The following is a 20,848-nucleotide window of genomic DNA, read 5'->3' on the forward strand; positions in this document are numbered from 1 at the left end:
TTTATTGGTCAATGTCGTATTCAGTTGGTTTTGCGCAGAAAGTAATTGTTCTTCAGTTGCAGCACGACCACTATTATAAGTTCCTGCCGGATTCCAAGTTGTATTGTTCAATCCTACAACTGTGTTAGCAGTACTGTTAATATTAACATTACCAATATTTAACCCACTATTCGTCAATGAGTTTGAGCCCACTTTTACTTCATTGTTTTTGATACTGCTCGAACCTGTTGTTACGCTACCATTGGTTCCAAGATTAATACTTTCAGCAAGTCGAATATCAAGTTGATTCGATCCATTTGCGACAACACCTATATTACTAGTCGTCAATGTACCAGATGCACCGCCTTTTAAGTTTAAAGTTTCACCTAATTTACGTGAAGCATTATTTCCCGTATCTCCTGCAAAGCCGATCGATTGATTAACAGCACCATCTAAAGCTGAAAGCGCAGCACCCACATTATTTACGGTGACTTTACTACCATTTCCTGCAGGATTTGTTGTAACCGTATAACTTGGCGCAGATATACCACCAGTTGCTTGATTAGAAACAGCTCCTCCACCTAATGCCTGTGCAGTTTTATTTGCTAAATTTGATATTTCTTCATTCGTTTGAAAAAGTTGACTACCATTAATTGCATCAGTACTAGTTGATGAAACACGCCCGGCAGCAACATTTATAATTTGACGTTCTTTGTTTATAGCGCCAATACTTACGGTCGATAAGTTTGTGCCTGCACCTGCATAACTATATTCTTTACCATTAATCGTACTTTTGGTGGTTTGATTGTAATCACCTGAGATAGAATTACTACCTAGCGCTACAGCATTATTGTGCGTATTGTTGACTGTTGCATTAGCCCCCAGAGCAATAGAAGCTTCTGCATAAGCATTTGAGTTTGTACCTGTAGCAATCGTATTCTTTTTGTAGGCATTAGCACCCGTGCCTGTTGCTATTGAACTTTCATCATATGCTCTTGCGAGTTGACCAAGCGCAATTGCTTGTTGACCTTCAGATTTTGCACCAGTACCAATAGCAATCGCATTAAGTGCTGATGTTTCTGCCTGCTTACCAATAGCTATCGTATTATCAGCTGAAGCTGAAGCGGTACCTAGCGCAGTAGAATATTGACCAGATGCAATTGCACCATCACCTATTGCATTAGCACTTTGTCCTGATGCCTTAGCTGTGTTGCCCAAAGCATTCGCATTGATAGCTGTTGACTGTGCATTATTACCAATTGCTGTACTATTTTGAGCGGAGGAAAGCGAAGATCTACCTATTGCAATGCCTTGCTCACCCTGAGTAAGAGCTTGATTACCAAATGCAATACCATTATCGCCGCTTACTATAGCTTTTCTGCCAACGACAATTGCTTGATCTGCATTTTGTACTTCTGCTTCACTACCAATCGCAACAGCATAATTTGTAGTATTGTTTGTAGCATCTATCTGTACATTTTTGCCTATTCCAATACTATCTGCTCCTTTAGTACTTACTAGAGTTCCTAATGCAATATTATTGATATCAATAGTTGTATTTTCTTTACCAATTGCGATTGAATTACTACCTTTAGCTCTAGTTCCAGCATTCCCGATTGCAATACTATTAATAGCTTCTGTACGAACATTACTTCCCAAAGCAATACTATTTTCAGCAGTAGAAGATGTACCAGTACTTGGTCCAATCGCCAGTGAGTTATTCGCCACTGCTTGGTCACTTGAAATGTTAGCACCATCAGTACTATTAATTGACACATATTTAACAGTTGCATCTTTCGTAAGGGCTTTTACTTGTCCTAAATTAACAGCTTGATCATTTGTCGTTGCAGTCGCAACATTATTGATCGTTGTTCCCTGTCCTCCGTTTGAACTAAGAACAATATTATTCTGATCTGCATTGGTATAAGTCACGTAATAACCAGTTGGTAATACCCCGCCATTAGTACCAGCTGCAATCGCTGCAATAAGACTTGAGTATTTTGTACCATTAACATTTACGTCGCCAAATTTACTATCCGTAGAACCTGACAAGCCAAGTATGGTCGATACATCTTGATGTAGTTGTGTTAACTGACTGACATTTACAGCATCTGTTGGACTACCACCAGGGGCAAGATTGGTAATTCTTCGGGTTGTGGTTCCATTTCCTACAGAGACAACGCTGTAACCAACACTTGCAACGTTTGCAATAGTATCAGGCACCAAATATGCATTTTTTGTTGAATTCAGACTGGCGTTACTATTTGTTCCTAATGCAACATTATTGGCTGCTGCTATAGTATTTGAACCTATGGCAACACCACCTGAACCATTTACTTGAGCATTATAACCGACAATAGTTGCATCAGTTCCCGAGTTTACTTTCGACGCACTTCCAACTACCACAGACTGACTAGAGCCTTTCGTCTCAGATCCCAGTGTGATTGAGCGCGAGATTGCACCACCGTTAATATTACTGTTACGGCCCACAGAAATATTATCGTCACCATTCATACCACTACCAGCAGCAATACCAATTGCAATATTACTATCTGAACTAGAATTGCTGTCAGGTGATAAATTTGAGCCAGCACCACTGCCAATCGCAATATTCTGATTTCCAACTACGTTCTGTCCAGCATTCTTGCCTATAGCAACATGCTCGACACGATCATTTGTCGCTCCTTGAGATGAACCTTGACCCGCATTTTGACCAATCGAGATACCATAATCAGTATCAGCGGTTGCTCCGCTACCGATAGCAACTGCATTTTGTCGATTAGAAGAAGCCTGTTTACCAATTGCAGTAGAACCGCCCCCATTTGCAATACTATTATCACCAATCGCTATACTAGAAGAACCAATCGCTTTATTTCCTGACCCAACAGCAGTACTTGAATTTCCGGTAGCAGCATTTATCGCCCCAATAGAGGCACTTGAATCACCTGTCGCTATGTTCGATGTTCCTACTGTAAGACTGTTTTTACCAGCAGAGAGATTGGCACCACTACTTAACAGACTCATAAAGCTATTCAGTTGAGCGGGTGTTACAGGAGTATTATTAATCGCTATAATATTCGAAATATTTTGACCTGTTGAATTTGGATCTGTAGTGACAGGAATACCATCCACTGCAATAATACGATTATTGTTATTGGTATCTCTTGTCAATTGTGGTGTTCTTGGAGTTCCCGTCGTTGCACCTATTGCAGTGCTATTTAAACCTAAAGCAGATGATTCTTTACCAATAGCAACATTGTTTTGACCATAAGCCAGAGATTTTTCACCTAAACTTATGCTGCCAGCGGCAGATGCTTTTGCTGTCTTACCAATACTAATACTCGAATCGGCAGAAGCTAATGCTTGATCTCCTATTGAAATAGCGCTCAACCCATCTGACTTTGCTTGAGGGCCTATAGCTACTGATTCATCACCATTTGCTTGCGCATCTGCATTTATAGATTTAGTGCGGAAATACTTAATACCATTATAAGTAACGCTAGGATCATTTACGCCCAGTAAGCTCTTAATTTGACCTAAATTAACAGCATCACCATCCGTTGTTGCTGAAGCTAAATTTTTAATCTGTTTACTATTTAAATCAGCACCGCCATTTAAGCTAGCAACACCTGAAGTCGTTAAAGTACCATCTACAGATGTGTTCTTGAGAGATGTTGCTCCACCGTTTACAGTTAAACCATTTCCTACAGTTACCGCACCAGTTGTTGTTACGCTTGTAAAATTAGGATTATCAATCGTATTGACTGTATAAATTGTTTGACCATCACTACCAGTGGTAGATGTAATACTTGTATTTTTCCCACTCGCAGCTATTTGTGTTTTAGCAGCTTTAACCTGTGCATAGTTCGCAGCATCGGTATCCACTGTACCAGCCGCCAGATTATTAATAATTTTGTTATTTAGACTAGCACCACCATTTAAGCTAGCAATACCTGAAGTGCTTAGCGTTCCATTTATAGTGGTATTTTTAAGTGAAGTTGTTCCCGCGGTTACAGTTAAACCATTTCCTACCGTTGCAGCACCCGTAGATTCTAGGGTTTGACCTTTGATTATTCCACTAGCTGTAATATTACTCGCAGTTGTATTGCCGGTTACATTTAATGAATTTGCATTAACCGCACCCGTTGTGTTAAGTACCCCATTTACAGTCGTATCTTTAAGTGAAGTTGTTCCAGCAGTTACAGTTAATCCATTTCCTACCGTTGCAGCACCCGTAGATTCTAGGGTTTGACCTTTGATTATTCCACTAGCTGTAATATTACTTGCAGTTGTATTGCCGGTTACATTTAATGAATTTGCATTAACCGCACCCGTTGTGTTAAGTACCCCATTTACAGTCGTATCTTTAAGTGAAGTTGTTCCAGCAGTTACAGTTAATCCATTTCCTACTGTGGCAGCACCCGTAGATTCCAAGGTTTGCCCTTTGATTGTTCCAGTTGCCGTTACGGTACTAAAATTTGGATTATCCGTGGTTTCAATTTTTGTATCCCCATTTATAGCTGTTACTGTAATATTATTTCCTGCTATGACATCAGCGTAAGCAGGAATAGCTACACCAATTAAAATAGTAGCAGCAATACTTTTAACAGTTCTTGTTTTTGTCTTGTTTTTTGCTAGTTCAGATACCGCAACCCACGCACCTAGAGATGCATTCCAAACAACCTTGTAAACTTGATTCATATTTACTTTACCCTAAATTAGTAAATTGTGACGTGAGTTGCAATAAATTAACTACTTATACAAACTGTGTTAAGATTTGCATACTTTGTGTAAATAATATATTAAAAAAATTGACAATCACATCACATTTTTATTTATTTACATAAAATTCACCACAGAAAACAGCAAAGAGTTTAATTAAATTTTTTTCAATTTAAACAAAAACTTAAGGGCATATTGCTGTTTTAAAGCAATTATACGTATTGTTACAAAATCAACTTGAGTTAATTAAATTAAATTTTTATATTTGTTTTAAAATAATATCTTTTTATTAAAAATTAACACGATAAAGGCTTAGTCATACAAACCTATTTTTGATAACTTATTAAGCAATATAATTTCGGAGTAAATAAACTCGCCCTTAAAATCTATCGCACAACCAATTGATATTCTTATATTTAAGCGCTAATTAATCGACAAAATCTCTCGATCTAGTTTGATGCGACTACTCAATGATATACATAGCTAAAAGGCAAACACAGACCAAATCAAACTTATTCTGATGTGGCTATTTAATGCTACATTATGATCAAATCACTATTTCGTCTCTTTACTTATGGTCACTGTTTTTTTGCAAAGCCTCATTAAGCTTTGACTTTAAATTGGATAGCTCCCAATATCAGTGATATTCGTATTCCGTCATTTGTATAAGACAAAGGGATATTGATGCTGTAATCAGCTATCAGAAAAGTAGTGATGGAGTTCACCTACTTCTCAACTCTACTAGCTTAAAGTTTTTAGTTAGGTGAAGGTAAATGGATAAGCAAGAAAAGTCAGCCCGAATATCGTCGTCAATAGTGTAAGACTGCATATTGGTATAAATGACAAAAGCCTTCATATGCAAGCAGTTCAGCTTACAAAAAATAATGTCAGTGATTCACAAATTTTGAGGGATTTATTTAATCAAATCTCCCCTTGGATGAGCAGATTGATTCAATCTATACAGATAAAGCTAATGATATAAACAATCTCGTCAGGTCATTCCAAATCGGTAAGAACAAGCAGTGATTTCATTCAGGAAAAAATGCAGGGTCTTTTTAAGATAATAGAGTTCATTCACGAGAGCGAAATGAATGACTTCAAACAGTTAACTTTTCGGCAGGACACTATAAAAAAATAATCAGACTATCATTGCCGAAATTTAGTCGAAACCAAGATGGATTACATCAAATTACTAGGCGATAAATTCAGTGCTATGAACCTTTAAAGTCAAGTCAATGAAGTTCATAGCAATTTTAGATAAATTTACAGAGTTACATCGTTCTCGCACCCAAGTTATCACTTGAATTTTAGCTACCCATACGAAATTTACCTTTAAATACTTTATGCAATAGAACCCAATTACCGCTAAATAGTTTTTAAAAAAAAATAGCTTTTTTAATCATTATAAATTCCTACCAAATCAATTTACGCACAAACGTCATTGTTGGACTATTTTTTTAATTTAGAAATTGAATAGCCATAGCTCTACTCATGAAAGCAACGTATGCTTTTCTAAATATGTTCTTTTTGCACGTTCGTTATGTCCAAGCTTGCTCCATTTGATGACTTATTAAAGCAGTATCATGCGCTTGCGCATCATCATGATCCGATTTTGCGCGATCGTCTTTTTGATGCACAAAGCTGGCTCAAAGCCCGCATGATACATACCCATTCCGATCTGTTTGAACAACCACAATATCGCTTAATGACAGATTATTTTTTAAATCGTTTATATGGTGGCCCCGACTTTGATCCACTGGCGGCTCAAATTGAACGATTACTCAAATATGCCCACAAAATTGAAAAACTGGTGCCCGACAATGCCATCAAAACGGGGACGCAATCGATTAGTTTAGCCATTCTTGCGCTAGAATTAGACGAACAAATTGCACTGCAACTTCTTAAAGACTATCCAGTCGACACGCCCATTACAGACGAAATGATGCGTCAAACTTTAATTCAGCTCGACCAGAAAGCGCAGCGACTACATCAGTTGGCTTTACTCGATGATCTGGGCAAAGCGCTTGATAAATATATGCGCTCATTTGTAATGTATACCGCATTTAAAATGGCCAAAGGGCCAGTCATGAAGCATAACTTTGAGTTGATGTATCACTTTATTGATGAAGGCTTTCGCGCCATGAAACCCATGAAGTCGGCTGAAGCGTTTATCAAGGCCTTTACCCACAAAGAGCGTGAGATTGTTGAAAAGGTTCATGCAGGGCATCCTGATCCATTTTATTGATCTGCTTTCCTTGCGTTTTCAGCAGGGTGCATGCCATGCTTGCACTGCTGCATTTTATGTATAGTATTAATAACAATTGCATGATGACGTCTGTCAAACAACTCCAAACTCTGTCATCATGCACAGCCATTATCATTTGATCATGTGTGTTTACATTCAGGAGCGACATCATGTCTAACGAAAATCAAACGCCCACTACTCCTACTGAGCCGGCTCAACGTTCAGACAGTACCAGTCCTTTCCTGAATAGCCCACTTCCTCAAGGCACACCACAAGGTCAACAACAGTCGTTACAACAAGAATTCAACGATGCGCCGATCAGTAATGTACCAAAATACAATTTACCACGGGGTGCAGGTAAAACAGGCAATGTCGGTGATACCACACACTTTGGATATCAAACTGTAAAAGCTGAAGATAAGGCCCAAAAAGTGGCCGAAGTGTTCCACTCCGTGGCGAGTAAATACGACATCATGAATGACTTGATGTCATTTGGTATTCATCGTTTGTGGAAACGTTTTGCAATTAATATGTCGGGTGTGCGCCGTGGGCAGCATGTGCTGGATATTGCGGGCGGTACTGGGGATCTTGCCAAAGTGTTTAGCCGTGAAGTCGGCCCTCAAGGACGTGTTGTACTTTCCGATATCAATGAGTCGATGCTTAACGTCGGGCGTGACCGTTTACTCGATGCAGGCTGTACCAATGTAGATTTTGTACTGGCCAATGCCGAAACACTCGAACCTTTTGCAGACAACAGCTTTGATCTGCTGACGATCAGCTTTGGCTTACGTAACGTCACCGATAAAGATGCCGCACTTGAAGCGATGTATCGTGTACTAAAACCGGGTGGTCGCCTGTTGGTCCTTGAGTTTTCAAAACCCGTCTTTGAACCTTTTTCAAAGCTTTACGATTTTTACTCATTTACCGCCTTACCAATCATGGGCAAACTTGTAGCCAACGATGCCGAAAGCTATAAATATCTGGCCGAATCGATTCGTATGCATCCTGATCAGCGTACCTTAAAAAGTATGATGGAGCAGGCTGGCTTTAAAAACTGCGACTATCACAACCTGACCGGCGGTATTGTAGCTGTTCACCGCGGATTCAAACTTTAAAGGATGTAATCTGATGTGGTCGATTCTTGCGCTAGGTGCAATCGAACGCTGTATTCATCATTTTATCGATCTGGATGCCATTACCCGCATCCAGCTCAACCGTCTTCAAGGCAAGCTGCTGCGTGTGGTGATTGACAGTCCGCAGCTGTCGGTGGATGTGTTTTTTGATGAACACAAGGTGCGTCTTGAACCTACAGTGACAGGACATGCCGAGAAAGCGTCAATCTTTGAACAGCGCCCTTTTGATCAACAACACTGCGTCATCGACGCCACCGCTACCTTGCATGTGCCCAATGTCATCTCGCTCCTTAAATTGCTCCTCAGCGATCCAGAGCAGATCGGTAATGTACCGCTTCAAGGTGATTATCATCTGTTGCAAGATATTCAGCGTATTTTAAATGAAGCTGAACCTGACCTTGCATCACATTTGAGTCCGTGGATTGGCCCTGCGCTTGCACATGAACTGGGCAAACTCGGCGGTGTGCCCAAACACCTCAAACGTGCAGTCGAAAGCGGATTATTTTTTGCTGAGGATGCACTCAAAGAAGATACCGGTTTGTTCGCTTCACGCTGGCAAATGAACGCGCTTCAAGGCCAAACCCGTAAATTGAATCAAGAGCTGGATCGACTCGAAGCCAGACTTTCACAACTTAAAACCAAGATACTACCCAACAATTAGGTGACAACTGACTATGGTTCCGCACGTTTCACGGTTACTCGAACTCTGGCGTATTGCTGCACACTATCGGCTCGACACCCTGTTTCCTGCGGAAGAATTGCCTACCAAAGCACGCCATGCCCTTAATCTGATCCGTCTACATCCTGCCGCATGGTCGAGCCGTGAACGTAAAAATCCGTTCAAGCTCAAAGAAGCCATTGAAGATATGGGGCCACTGGCCATCAAGATGGGGCAATTGCTCTCGACACGTCGTGATCTAATTCCACCTGAAATTTTGGCACAATTGGTATTATTACAAGATCAGGTTAAGCCATTTGATACCCAGATTGCCAAACAGCGGATCCAGAATGCGCTGAAAGCCGATGTAAATACACTCTTTGCACGTTTTGACGAACAGCCCCTTGCCGCTGCCTCAATTGCACAGGTGCATACCGCGGCTTTGTTTGATGGTCGAGAAGTGGTGGTTAAAGTCACACGTCCCGATATTCGCAGTCAGATTCTGCAAGATTTTGAAATTATCACATGGCTTGGTCAATGGCTCGAAAGCCGGATTGAGGCCGCACGCGCACTGCATTTAACTGAAATTATTCAAGATTACCGTCAGATCATTCTCAATGAACTGGATCTCACACTTGAAGCGGACAATACCCGTCGCATGCGCCATAACTTTACGGGCTCAAGCATGATGTATGTGCCCGAAGTTTATATGGACAGTACCGACGTGATGGTGGCCGAGCGCATTACAGGTGTGCCGATTTCCGATACCGCTACCTTTGATCGCCTTGGTATGGATCGTGCACAACTGGCCGAAAAAGGTCTCACGATTTTCTTTACACAGGTTTTCCGCGACAACTTTTTCCATGCCGACATGCATCCTGGCAATGTCTTTGTTGAAACCCTCAATCCAAGTAATCCACGTTTCATTGGACTCGATTGTGCGATTATGGGCGAGTTGTCCAAATCGGATCAGATGACCGTTGCACGCATGCTACTGGCAGTGATGAACAGCAACTTTATGCAGCTGATTCAGATTGTACACCAAGCGGGCTGGATTCCTCCCGGCACCGATCAGGATGCTTTGGCTCGTGAAATGCGCCGTACCGTGGGCCCGATGGTCTCTAAACCCATGGATCAGCTCGACTTTGCCGGTATTTTATTGCAGGTGATGGATATTGCCCGACGCTTTCGTTTGGAAATTCCACCTCAACTAATGCTGCTGCTCAAAACATTGGTTCATGTAGAAGGTTTGGGCACCGATTTGTATCCACAACTGGATATCTGGAAACTAGCCAAACCTATTTTGACTGAATGGGTGAAAGCGGAAATGAATCCAGTCAAAAACATGAAGGCGCTGGGTCAGCAAATTCCTGATCTGTTATTGGGCGCGCATGACCTCCCGACCTTAATGATCGACAGTTTAAACGGATTAAAAAATCAATCTGCATGGCAAGATCGTCAGGTGCGTGAAATTCTGCAATTACGTTTGCAAATGGAACAGCAACAAAAGCGGAGCTGGATCTTTGGCAGCATGATTGCAATTTTACTCAGTATTGCGGTGATTGCACCGTGGTATTTCTCAGCTCCTTTAATTGTCGTGGCTACACTAATTGCGCTCTGGCGCGTGACCAAATAAAAGCACGGCGTAATCTCGTGCAGGCTGCTTCATGAGCGCTATCTGCCTAATGAAGTACGCCAATCCGACTGGGCCATATGGCCCAGTTTTTCGTATATGCCGGTAAAGCTCACCATGAATCTGGCCAAAAGATCGAGTTTTTTTTCGCAAATCCGGTCAGATGCCGTACACTATAACCGTCTTAAATGACCAACAACTCTTTTTCTATTTCCATATTGGTGATGTCTCATGAACAACGTGCAATGGCTCGATGAAGTAAAATTTAACGAACAAGGGTTAATTCCAGCCATCGCGCAGCATCATCAAACCGGTCGTATTTTGATGGTCGCTTGGATGAATCGTGAATCCTTGGCTTTAACCGCAGAAAAAAAACAGGCCGTGTATTTCTCACGTTCGCGTCAAAAGCTTTGGCATAAAGGCGAAGAATCTGGGCACTTTCAAACCGTGTATGAAATTCGTCTCGACTGTGATGCGGATGTCATTATCTTACAGATCGAGCAGCACGGAGGCATTGCCTGCCATACAGGCCGTGAATCCTGTTTTTATCGCGTACTGACTCCGCAAGGCTGGGAAATCGTTGATGCGCAGCTCAAAGATCCAACCGCCATTTATGGTGAAACGGCCAAGCAAGAGCCACACGACACTCTCAAGACCGATGATCAAATCGATGTTCTTGCCTACCTTGGTCAGCTCATGCAAGCGCGTAAGCAGGCACAAGCAGACAGCTCCTACGTGGCCAGTCTGTATCAAAAAGGCCTAAACAAGATTTTAGAGAAAGTGGGTGAAGAAAATATTGAAACCCTGCTGGCGGCTAAAGAGTTTGCACACCAACCAAGTGATGCAACGCGCAATGATTTAATTTATGAAACAGCCGATCTTTGGTTCCATAGCATTATCATGCTGGGCTATTTCGATCTCAGTCCTGAATTGGTACTCAATGAACTGGCACGACGTCAAGGCCTATCGGGTCTGGTCGAAAAAGCCAATCGGATAAAAGGATAACTGCCACCTGTGTCGAGCCAAGAAAAACCAAAAGCCACATACGAACAAGCGACCGCAATTGACAATGCCCGTTTGGGTGAATCGTTTAAGGTGATTGCCTATGCAGGCACAGGAAAAACCACCACCTTGCAAATGATCAGTGATGCCATGCCTGCACGGCGTGGCATGTATCTGGCTTTTAACAAAGCCATTGCCAGTGAGGCACAGCAAAAGTTTCATCGACAAGTGGATTGCAGAACCTTTCATTCATTGGCATTTCGTAGTGTGCCACGCGGCGTTACCGATAAACTTCGCTTACCACGACTCAGCCCCAGCTTTATGGCCAAGGATTATCGGCTTGAGCCGATTACTTTACGTCGACTGATGGGCGGGCGTTACGAAAAATATGTGCTGATGCCCAGTCGTCTAGCCAGTTTAGTGGCCAACACGGTCAGTTACTTTTGCTCGACCAACTCGCAATATCCTGCACCTCGACATATTCAGGCACCGAGCTGGCTGCATCCCGATGACATCGATCAGCTTCAACAGCATCTTTATCCGGCAGTTGAGCGGCGCTGGCTAGAATCGATTGATCCACAGCATCAGGCGGGTATCGGGCACGATATCTACCTCAAGCTCTGGGCGTTATCAAATCCCGTCATTCCAGCCGATTATGTGCTATTTGATGAAGCACAAGATGCCGATCCACTCATGCTCGGCATCTTGCTCAAACAACGTAGTACCCAAGTGATTTATGTAGGGGATGCGCATCAGCAAATTTATGCTTGGCGCGGTGCAGTCAATGCCATGCAACAACTGCCCTTGCCTGAGTCACGCCTGACCACCTCGTTTCGCTTTGGCGAAAGTATTGCCGATATTGCCAATCATCTGCTGCATGGACTGAATGAAACCATCCCGCTGCTGGGCAATCCCGAACTGAATTCAAAAGTCGTCAACAAACCGCATACCAAACAGCGTGATGCGATTTTGTGCAGAACCAATGCCCGTGCCATGGAGTTACTCCTCTCTGGTCTGGTTCATGGCGATAAAGTCAGCCTGCAAGCCGATCACAATAAACTCAATCGCTTTGTCGATGCGGCCAGCCAGCTCAAACAGGGCAAACGTGTGACCGACGTTCCAGAGCTGGCATGGTTCAATTCATGGCATGATGTACATGAATATTGTGAAACCAATGATGGCAGTGACATTAAGCCTTTGGTGAAACTGGTCGATGACCACGGTACAGCCCCTCTCAAAAAGGCATTATCCAAGATTACGCCGATTGAGCAAGCAGACTATGTGATCTCAACGGCACATAAAGCCAAAGGTCTTGAGTGGAACCGTGTGCATATTGAAGACGACTACCAATTTAAAATTAACAATTTAGAGCATAAAATTACAGATGAAGAACTTCGTCTGCTCTATGTGGCTTGTACCCGTGCTAAAGTAAGTTTGAACATCCATCATATTTATGATCTTGTGCAACAGCTCAAGTTACGCTCGTCACAGCGCTTGAGTACATCTGTCGTATAGAGAGTGAGCCACTGATGAAGCTAAAATCGATCCGTCTCAAACATATTGGTCCATTTCAAAACCTTGACGTACAGTTCGATTACGCTCAAAAGCCCGTCACATTGATTCTGGGTGAGCATTCATCAGGTAAAACCACGCTGCTCAAGCATCTTTTTCAGGCGCTCAGTTGGTTTCCTGCACGCTTTAAAGACGCGCGTGCTGCCGGCATTGTCATGCAAGATCAAGATATCAGCTTTCAAAAAACGCAGGCAAAAATTCAATTGGATGTCCAATTTCCTGCTGAAATAGGTGTGATCACAGAAAGCAGCGATGTACAACAATACGACGCTCACGGATGCACATGGCGACTATTTAAAACCTTATCGGCCAGTGGGACAGGCATCAGTCAAGTTGATACGCAACAACTTGAACAACTGGTTAGTCTTTATCAGCACGCCATACATCAAGATCCCTTACAAGGCCTGCCTCTGATCGCTTACTACCCTGCCGATCGTTTTATTCACGAAGTAAATTTACTCAGCAAAAATATTCCGGCGGTGTTTCAATCCGTTTCTGCCTATGAAACTGTGACGCCACCCTACACCACATTTGCACGCTTTTTTGAATGGTTGCGTGAAGTCAGTGATGTTGAAAATGCTCAGGCTGCTCAGCTTCTACAACGCGTCACCCAACATGATGAAGACAGCAATGCACCACCACTTGAAGAAGTAATGTTTCATGCGCAGGCTCAATTAAAAACGCCACATTTACAAGCACTGAAAAATAGTTTGCAAATGGTTTTTCCTGAATTGACCGATCTTTATCTTGAGTATCACCCTAAATTGCAACTTATGGTGCGCTATCAAGGGCAGCTCCTCCCTTATCAACAATTGTCTAACTCACTCAAAGTCTGGATCGCACTGGTGGGAGATGTGGTCAGACGCCTATGCTTGCTGAATCCATTTAGTCTGTACCCTTGCCTTGAAGGCGAAGGGATTTTGATGATCGACCATATCGATGCACAGCTGGACCATCAGCTTTCGCATGAAATATTAAAGCGTCTGAGTCGAGCCTTTCCGGCCATTCAAATTATCGCGACAGGCAATCGGGACGAATTACTTGAGCATGCCAGCGATTATCAATCGTTGAAACTGATCCATTTTCAAATTCACACTATTGAACCCAGTGCCCCAGTACATCTTTATGATCAAATCTATAATCGACTGTTTAATCAAGCGACTGAATCGGCTCCCGATGAGTCGCCTTGCTTACTGGCTGGCACCGAGCAACTAGATGGTTTAGTGGCGCAAATTCAGTCACTTTCGCCAGAACAAAAACAGCAACTGATTCAGCTGCTCAAGCCAGATTTACCCTCAGATGAACCGCATGTTGATTCCGCACGATAAATAGGCTGAATAATTAACAAATTAAATCAGATTTTGTGTTACAATTGAAATTACCTATCAATGAAAATCACTATCTTAGCCTGAAGTCTTCATTTAAGTCTTTGATAATGTTATTTTCATGTAAGCGTTGAGGTGTGTTTATTTTCTATCCTGTATACTGCTTTGGATAGTTTTATTTTGTTTTTTCAAGTTGCGCAATACAGCTTGTTTTTTCCTTGCTTTGTTCTATTTTGGTTTTTAAGTGATCAATATTTGGAAGGCTCTTTGTCATCCTAGACCGCTTAAAAGATAAGATTCACGTTTAGGCTGCGGCCTAACTCATGACATGGATACCAGCGTGTTACCGATCATTATCTTATTACCGTTAATATTAGGCACAACACTTGTCTTATTTCTGCAGCGATTTTCTCGAGGGATCACCGCACTCGGTGCCATTGGGGTCAGTCTCGCCAGTTTCAGTTTGCTCTTGACCCAAGCTCAGGCGGTATTTAGTGGTGCCGTTGTTCAGCAAAGCTGGGCATGGCTACCTCAACTTGGAATCAATCTCAGTTTTCGTCTCGATGCGTTGGGCTTGCTGTTTAGCCTCCTCATTACCGGCATCGGTACACTGATTTACATCTATGCATATTATTACCTGAGCGCCAAAAATTCCCTCTCCAAGCTGTATATGTTGCTGATGATTTTTATGGCAGCCATGCTGGGAATTTCACTTTCCAATAACCTCATTCTGCTCCTGATTTTTTGGGAATTGACCAGTATTTCATCTTTTTTACTGGTGGGATATTGGGGGAATTACGAAGCGGCACAGCGTGGCTCACGTATGGCACTTACCATTACAGGTATGGGCGGTCTTGCGATGCTGGGTGGATTTATTTTGCTGGGTCAAATCGCAGGAACTTATCAGATTGATCAACTGCTCGGAATGAAAGAGCTGATTCAATCACATAGCCTGTTTGTACCGGCTTTGCTGCTGATTCTACTGGGTGCATTTACCAAAAGCGCGCAGTTCCCGTTTCACTTCTGGTTACCCAATGCCATGGCAGCCCCTACACCTGTCTCGGCCTATTTGCATTCTGCAACCATGGTGAAGGCAGGAATTTTCCTGCTGGCACGTTTGGCCCCAATTTTTGTGGGTGCAGCGCTGTATCATAATATCGTGACGTTTGTCGGCCTATTTACCTTATGTATGGCTGCTTTCTTTGCGATTTTTAAAGAAGATCTAAAAGGTCTTTTAGCATATTCCACCATCAGCCACTTAGGGCTTATTGTGTGTTTGCTCGGTATCGGATCACCGCTTGCGGTGGCTGCGGCGATTTTTCACATCATTAACCATGCCACCTTTAAAGCAGCGCTGTTTATGATCGCGGGAATTATAGACCACGAAACCCAAACACGTGATTTACGCAAACTCAGCGGAATTTGGCAAATGCTGCCTTTTACCGGCACCCTGACCATGATCACTGCCGCTTCGATGGCTGGCGTCCCACTCACCAATGGCTTTATCTCTAAAGAAATGTTCTTTACCGAGTTGGTGGCCAATCTTTCGGGTGGTGCGCTGATCTTCTCGATTATCGTGGCAACACTGGCGGGTATTTTTGCCGTGAGTTACTCGATTCGACTGGTACACGGCGTATTTTTTGATGGTCCAATCGGCAGTAAAGTTCCCAATAAAAATGCACATGAACCACCAATCGGCATGCGTTTACCTGCAATCTTGCTGGCAACTTTGTGTATTTTAGTCGGTATTTTACCGGCGCTCTTGGTCGAAAACATTGTTAATCAAACCACCCGTGCAAGCCTGATGACACCAGATTTTGCAGGAAGTCATCTGGCAATTTGGCATGGTTTTAATCTGCCACTGCTGATGAGTGTCATCGCACTGGTAGGTGGGGCATTGTTTTATTTTGCACTTGCAAAAGGTCAGCGCTTGCGCGATATCGATTTAGACCCTTATTTGGGGCGCTTGCAAGGGCGTGAGCTGTTTGATCGTTTCCTTCATTATTTATTGTTGGGCAGTCGTAAAATCAAGCTCAGCACAGAAACCGGATCATTACAGCTTTATCTGTTTTGGATTTTACTTTTTAGCATTGCCATTGTCGCCACACCTCTGGTGAATCAGGGCTTGACCACAGGAACACGTGAGCTGTTACTGGCACCGTGGGCTGCTGTGGTGTTATGGCTGGTACTTTTCTGTGCCTGCTGGATGATGATCTGGTTCCATCATGAACGAATCAAAGCTGTCTTGATCAGCGGTGCGATTGGCTTGGTGGTGACCATGGTATTTGTCGGCCTTTCTGCACCTGACCTTGCCTTGACCCAAATTACCGTCGATGTGGTGACCACAGTGTTATTGCTGATGAGTTTGTCGTTGCTACCACAACTTACACCGTATGAATCCAAACGTACGCGTCGCTGGCGCGATGCCAGTATCGCGATTTTGGGTGGTGCTGGGGTGGGCTGGATTGCATGGCTGATTCTAACGCGTGATCACAATTCAATTTCATGGTTCTTCTTACAACAATCGCTTCCACTTGGCGGCGGTTCAAACGTGGTCAACGTTATTCTGGTCGATTTCCGTGGCTTCGATACCTTCGGTGAAATCACGGTACTCGGAATTGCTGCCTTGGGTGCACTGTGCCTCATGGATGGCATGCGAATCCACGGCACCAGCGTGACACCAGGTCTGACCTATCGTTTTAATCCCTCTCCTCTCATGCTCAGAACCACAGCCTCATGGGTACTTCCTGTGGCATTGGTGGTGAGCCTGTATATCTTTTTACGTGGGCATAACTATCCTGGAGGCGGATTCATTGCTGGCTTGATTACCTCCATGGCATTGATCATTCAGTATGTTGCACAGGGTCAGGATCGCGCTGAGCGTCTATTGCAAGCCAAGTCTGGTCGCTTATATGAAATCTGGATTGGTTCAGGACTCATGATTGCAGGGCTTACGGGTTTAGCCGCATGGTACTGGTTACGTCCATTTTTGACCAGTGCGCATATTTATGTACATCCGCCACTTTTGGGAGAAATGCATCTGGCCAGTGCCGCAGCTTTTGACGTGGGCGTTTATGCCACGGTTGTGGGCGCCACCATGCTGCTGATTTCAGTCTTGGGGGATTCTCGACATTCCACCATGTCTGGTCCTGTTCTACGTGAAGGAGATTGACCATGATAAGTCTTGAGTTTTTACTGGCCTCTGCAATCGGATTATTGGTTGCAACTGGTATTTATTTGATTCTACGTGCGCGTACCTTTCCCGTCGTGTTGGGACTGGCCATGATTGGTTATGCTGTGAATTTATTTTTGTTTGCCATGGGACGCTTGCAGACAAACTCTCCTGCCGTACTCACCGAAACAGCCAATGTAACAGACCCCTTACCTCAGGCTTTGGTGTTGACTGCGATTGTGATTGGATTTGCGACCACAGCCTTTGTGGTGCAATTGGCCATCCGCAGTCGTTATGAGTCTGGAACCGATCATGTCGATTCAAAAGAAGATCCATCGCTGAACTATGACCCGCGTGAGGACAAGCCATAATGTTTGATTTTATGACCTTCTGGCATGCTCATGCGCCAATCATGAGTATTTTAATTCCGGCTTTTACTGCATTTGCACTCATTTTGTTGGGGAATCCCGGATCCGGCGCTTTAGATCACGATCCGCGCCAACCATGGCGTCGCGGCATCAGTTTAGTTTCAATCTTGTTGAGTCTGGCAACCGCGATTAGTTATTTCATGATCGCCAATACCGGCCAGATTACGGTTTATCAACTCGGAGAATGGTCGGCACCGTTTGGCATTGTGTTGATTCTGGATCGCTTGTCTGCATTCATGCTGTTGCTTACTTATGCCCTTGCTGCACCTGTACTGTGGTTTGCCAGCAAAGAGTGGGATGCGCGTGGTCGTTATTTCCATACCATGTTTCATTTTTTACTCATGGGCGTGTCCGGGGCATTTTTAACGGGCGACTTATTCAACCTGTTTGTCTTTTTTGAAGTTTTGCTGTTGGCATCGTATGTACTGCTGTTACATACACAAGGCAAAGCGCGATTTCAATTGGGAATACATTACGTCACCATCAACTTGCTGGCTTCTGCACTATTTTTGATTGGCCTCGGGATGATTTATGGCAGTGTCGGCAGTCTCAATATGGCGGATGTGGCGCGCTTAATGCCAATTCTTGAGCCTGATGCACACAAACTTGCAGCAGCGGGTGGCTTATTGTTATTTGTGGTTTTTGGAATTAAAGCAGCCATGCTTCCCGTTGGATTTTGGCTACCGAAAACCTATGCTGTGGCCACAACGCCCGTCGCTGCAATTTTCACCATTATGACCAAAGTGGGGATTTATGCCATTTTACGTGTTAATGGTACGGTATTTGATGACACCTTCTCACAAGCGATGTTACAGCAATGGCTACTGCCAATTGGCCTGATCACCTCCATTTATGGTGTGATTGGCGCTATTGGAGCAGATCGTTTACGTCGCTTTATCGGGTTTATGATCTTATCGTCGGTCGGTACATTACTGATTGCCATTGCCATGGCCAACACGCAAGCATGGGCTGCAGCACTGTATTATATGGTGCATAGCACCCTGATTGCAGCAGCATTTTATCTGTTTTCAGGCTGGATTACTGCGCAACGTGGTGAGTTTAAGGATCACCTTAAAATTGCGCCGCAAATGAAACAAGACAAGCTACTCTCGATTGTTTATCTACTGATTGCACTCATGCTTGCAGGCCTACCCCCGTTTAGTGGGTTCCTTGGTAAAGTCTTTATTTTACAGGCCACAGCACAGTCGGCGCATCAGGGCTGGATTATTGCCATTATTTTGATCGTGAGTTTGCTCAGTATTATTGCACTGACTCGTGTGGGCTTTGTGCTGTTTTGGCGCTCAAGCCGTCCTGAGCAAGATCCAACACAACCAGAATATGTACGTTATCAGGCTTTACCTGACCGTGCTCCGGCACGCAACAACATCACGATTTATGTGTTTTTAAGTATTTTAACGGCTTACGTCGTTTTTGCATCGCCCATTCAGCAATACACGCAAGCGACTGCCGAGCAAATACGTGATCGCTCTTTGTATATCGATCAGGTATTGAAAAAAGATCGTGAAGGCCAAGTGATTAGCATTCAAGCTTTTGATCCAACCTATTTGCCGGAAACCAAATATGGCGGAGAAGCGCCGGATGCCAATGCACACTATATTCCGTATGTTTTGTCGCCAAATAGTTTAAACGGTGAACATATCTCGTCTTATAAACTGCGCCAGATTGAACAGCAGCTTAAAAACGAGCAAGTTGCACCAAGTGATGCCCAACTCAAACCAATGGAGCAATAGAGATGAAAAAAGATTCTTTACTTGAACGTTGGTTTCCTCATCCATTTGTTTCAGTGATTGTAGTATTGAGCTGGCTCATGCTGTCGCATAGCGTGGAGTTTGGACATCTGCTCTTGGCAGCTTTACTGGGTATTTTTATTCCACGAATGATGCGTCCGTTTATCAAACGTACGCCGCACATTCACTGGACGCTGGCCATCAAGCTGGTTTTTGTGGTGCTTTGGGATATCGTAATCTCCAACATTCGCGTCGCCAAATTGGTGCTAGGGCCAACCGATCGTTTGTGTCCCAAATGGTATCGTGTACCGCTAGAAACCCAGCATGAACAGGTGAACAGTTTGCTGGCGATGATTATTACCACCACACCTGGCACCGTATCTGCGGGTATTGATCAGGAACGTGGTGATATTCTGGTGCATTCACTCAGCACAGACGATACTGAGCTGGATATTCAAGATATTAAAGATCGCTACGAAAAACCGCTACTTGCCATTTTTGAGGTCGATCCAAATCAAGGAGATCGCGCATGACCATACTTCCTTATGCTTTAGGCATCTGTTTGGTTGCCATTACGATTTCGATGTTTCTTTGCCTGATTCGTTTGGTCATGGGGCCTTCGGTTATTGATCGACTACTGGCACTCGACACCTTGTTTTTAAATGCAACCTGCTTGGTGATTGTGCTGGGAATTTACTGGGCCACCACCAATCTGTTTGAAGGCGCATTGCTGATTGCCATGCTGGGCTTTGTTTCGACTGTCGCATTGGCACGTTATTTTACCACTGGGCATGTCATTGACTAGGAGCAACTCATGCAATTGATCATGGAAATTCTGGTTTCGATCTTTTTATTGATTGGCGCCTTTTTTATTCTGATTGGTGGAATTGGCATGATTCGCCTGCCCGATCTATTTATGCGCCTGCATGCACCCACCAAAGCCAGTACTTTAGGTTTGGGCGGTTTTTTGATTGCCTCAATTATTTATTCTGCATTTCATGGTCGCTTCGGCTTTGCAGAGCTGATCATTACCTTACTGGCATTTATCACAGCACCCGTTTCAGCCAACTTGATGGCACAGGCGGCATTACATTTGCGTTTACGCTCTTTAAGTGGTGAAGTGCCTGAAAGTATTAATCGTCCTTTACCGTGGGATCGCTATAAATTCGGTCAACGCTTCTCATCGACTAAACCGCCTATGGATCCTCCCAAGGATTAAAAGCGCAGCAAA

Annotated in this window: 14 protein-coding genes and 1 pseudogene; 14 read left to right on the forward strand and 1 reads right to left on the reverse strand. The window is 43.6% G+C overall.

The genetic code is table 11. The features are described from left to right. The coding region (locus tag Aso01_RS16070) for an ESPR-type extended signal peptide-containing protein (RefSeq protein ID WP_052406678.1) at positions 1-4,680 on the reverse strand (4,680 nt) is incomplete at its 3' end. A gap of 507 nt (positions 4,681-5,187) precedes the next feature. Between Aso01_RS16070 and Aso01_RS13905 the strand changes: the two are divergent. The 14 genes and pseudogenes from Aso01_RS13905 to Aso01_RS13970 form a co-directional block, all read left to right on the forward strand. Next, a pseudogene (locus Aso01_RS13905) lies at positions 5,188-6,005 on the forward strand (IS5 family transposase); the annotation flags it as partial. A gap of 236 nt (positions 6,006-6,241) precedes the next feature. Next, on the forward strand, positions 6,242-6,946 hold the full coding sequence (locus Aso01_RS13910) for a DUF8198 family protein (RefSeq protein WP_004932524.1): 705 nt from the start codon (positions 6,242-6,244) through the stop codon (positions 6,944-6,946). 170 nt (positions 6,947-7,116) lie between these two features. Further along, a complete protein-coding gene (ubiE, locus tag Aso01_RS13915; protein WP_004932521.1) occupies positions 7,117-8,061 on the forward strand; it encodes a bifunctional demethylmenaquinone methyltransferase/2-methoxy-6-polyprenyl-1,4-benzoquinol methylase UbiE in 945 nt (314 codons plus the stop codon). A 13-nt stretch (positions 8,062-8,074) separates the two neighbouring features. After that, positions 8,075-8,740: a ubiquinone biosynthesis accessory factor UbiJ gene (locus Aso01_RS13920; protein WP_004932518.1), complete on the forward strand. Its 666-nt coding sequence runs from the start codon at positions 8,075-8,077 to the stop codon at positions 8,738-8,740. A 13-nt stretch (positions 8,741-8,753) separates the two neighbouring features. Beyond that, positions 8,754-10,373, forward strand: coding sequence for an ABC1 kinase family protein (locus Aso01_RS13925; RefSeq protein ID WP_004932515.1), 1,620 nt, complete (start codon positions 8,754-8,756; stop codon positions 10,371-10,373). 228 nt (positions 10,374-10,601) lie between these two features. Next, complete coding sequence (gene hisIE / locus Aso01_RS13930) at positions 10,602-11,375, forward strand: bifunctional phosphoribosyl-AMP cyclohydrolase/phosphoribosyl-ATP diphosphatase HisIE (protein ID WP_004932512.1); 774 nt, start codon at positions 10,602-10,604, stop codon at positions 11,373-11,375. Positions 11,376-11,384: 9 nt separating this feature from the next. Then, positions 11,385-12,887, forward strand: coding sequence for a UvrD-helicase domain-containing protein (locus Aso01_RS13935; protein ID WP_004932507.1), 1,503 nt, complete (start codon positions 11,385-11,387; stop codon positions 12,885-12,887). Between the two features lie 14 nt (positions 12,888-12,901). Continuing rightward, complete coding sequence (locus Aso01_RS13940) at positions 12,902-14,272, forward strand: AAA family ATPase (protein ID WP_004932502.1); 1,371 nt, start codon at positions 12,902-12,904, stop codon at positions 14,270-14,272. Positions 14,273-14,597: 325 nt separating this feature from the next. Then, positions 14,598-17,441 carry a monovalent cation/H+ antiporter subunit A gene (locus tag Aso01_RS13945; RefSeq protein WP_004932499.1) on the forward strand — a complete coding sequence of 948 codons (2,844 nt, stop codon included), beginning with the start codon at positions 14,598-14,600 and terminating at the stop codon, positions 17,439-17,441. A gap of 2 nt (positions 17,442-17,443) precedes the next feature. Further along, positions 17,444-17,812, forward strand: coding sequence for a Na+/H+ antiporter subunit C (locus Aso01_RS13950; RefSeq protein ID WP_004932497.1), 369 nt, complete (start codon positions 17,444-17,446; stop codon positions 17,810-17,812). Beyond that, positions 17,812-19,620: a monovalent cation/H+ antiporter subunit D gene (locus Aso01_RS13955; RefSeq protein WP_004932495.1), complete on the forward strand. Its 1,809-nt coding sequence runs from the start codon at positions 17,812-17,814 to the stop codon at positions 19,618-19,620. Before Aso01_RS13950 ends, Aso01_RS13955 begins: the two co-directional genes overlap by 1 nt. 2 nt (positions 19,621-19,622) lie before the next feature. Beyond that, positions 19,623-20,150 carry a Na+/H+ antiporter subunit E gene (locus tag Aso01_RS13960; protein ID WP_004932493.1) on the forward strand — a complete coding sequence of 176 codons (528 nt, stop codon included), beginning with the start codon at positions 19,623-19,625 and terminating at the stop codon, positions 20,148-20,150. Then, on the forward strand, positions 20,147-20,422 hold the full coding sequence (locus Aso01_RS13965; protein WP_004932491.1) for a monovalent cation/H+ antiporter subunit F: 276 nt from the start codon (positions 20,147-20,149) through the stop codon (positions 20,420-20,422). Before Aso01_RS13960 ends, Aso01_RS13965 begins: the two co-directional genes overlap by 4 nt. A 9-nt stretch (positions 20,423-20,431) precedes the next feature. Beyond that, positions 20,432-20,836, forward strand: a complete 405-nt coding sequence (locus Aso01_RS13970; RefSeq protein ID WP_004932488.1) for a Na+/H+ antiporter subunit G — start codon at positions 20,432-20,434, stop codon at positions 20,834-20,836. Positions 20,837-20,848: the final 12 nt, after the last annotated feature.

It is taken from the genome of Acinetobacter soli (assembly GCF_000760595.1).
Lineage (GTDB): Bacteria > Pseudomonadota > Gammaproteobacteria > Pseudomonadales > Moraxellaceae > Acinetobacter > Acinetobacter soli.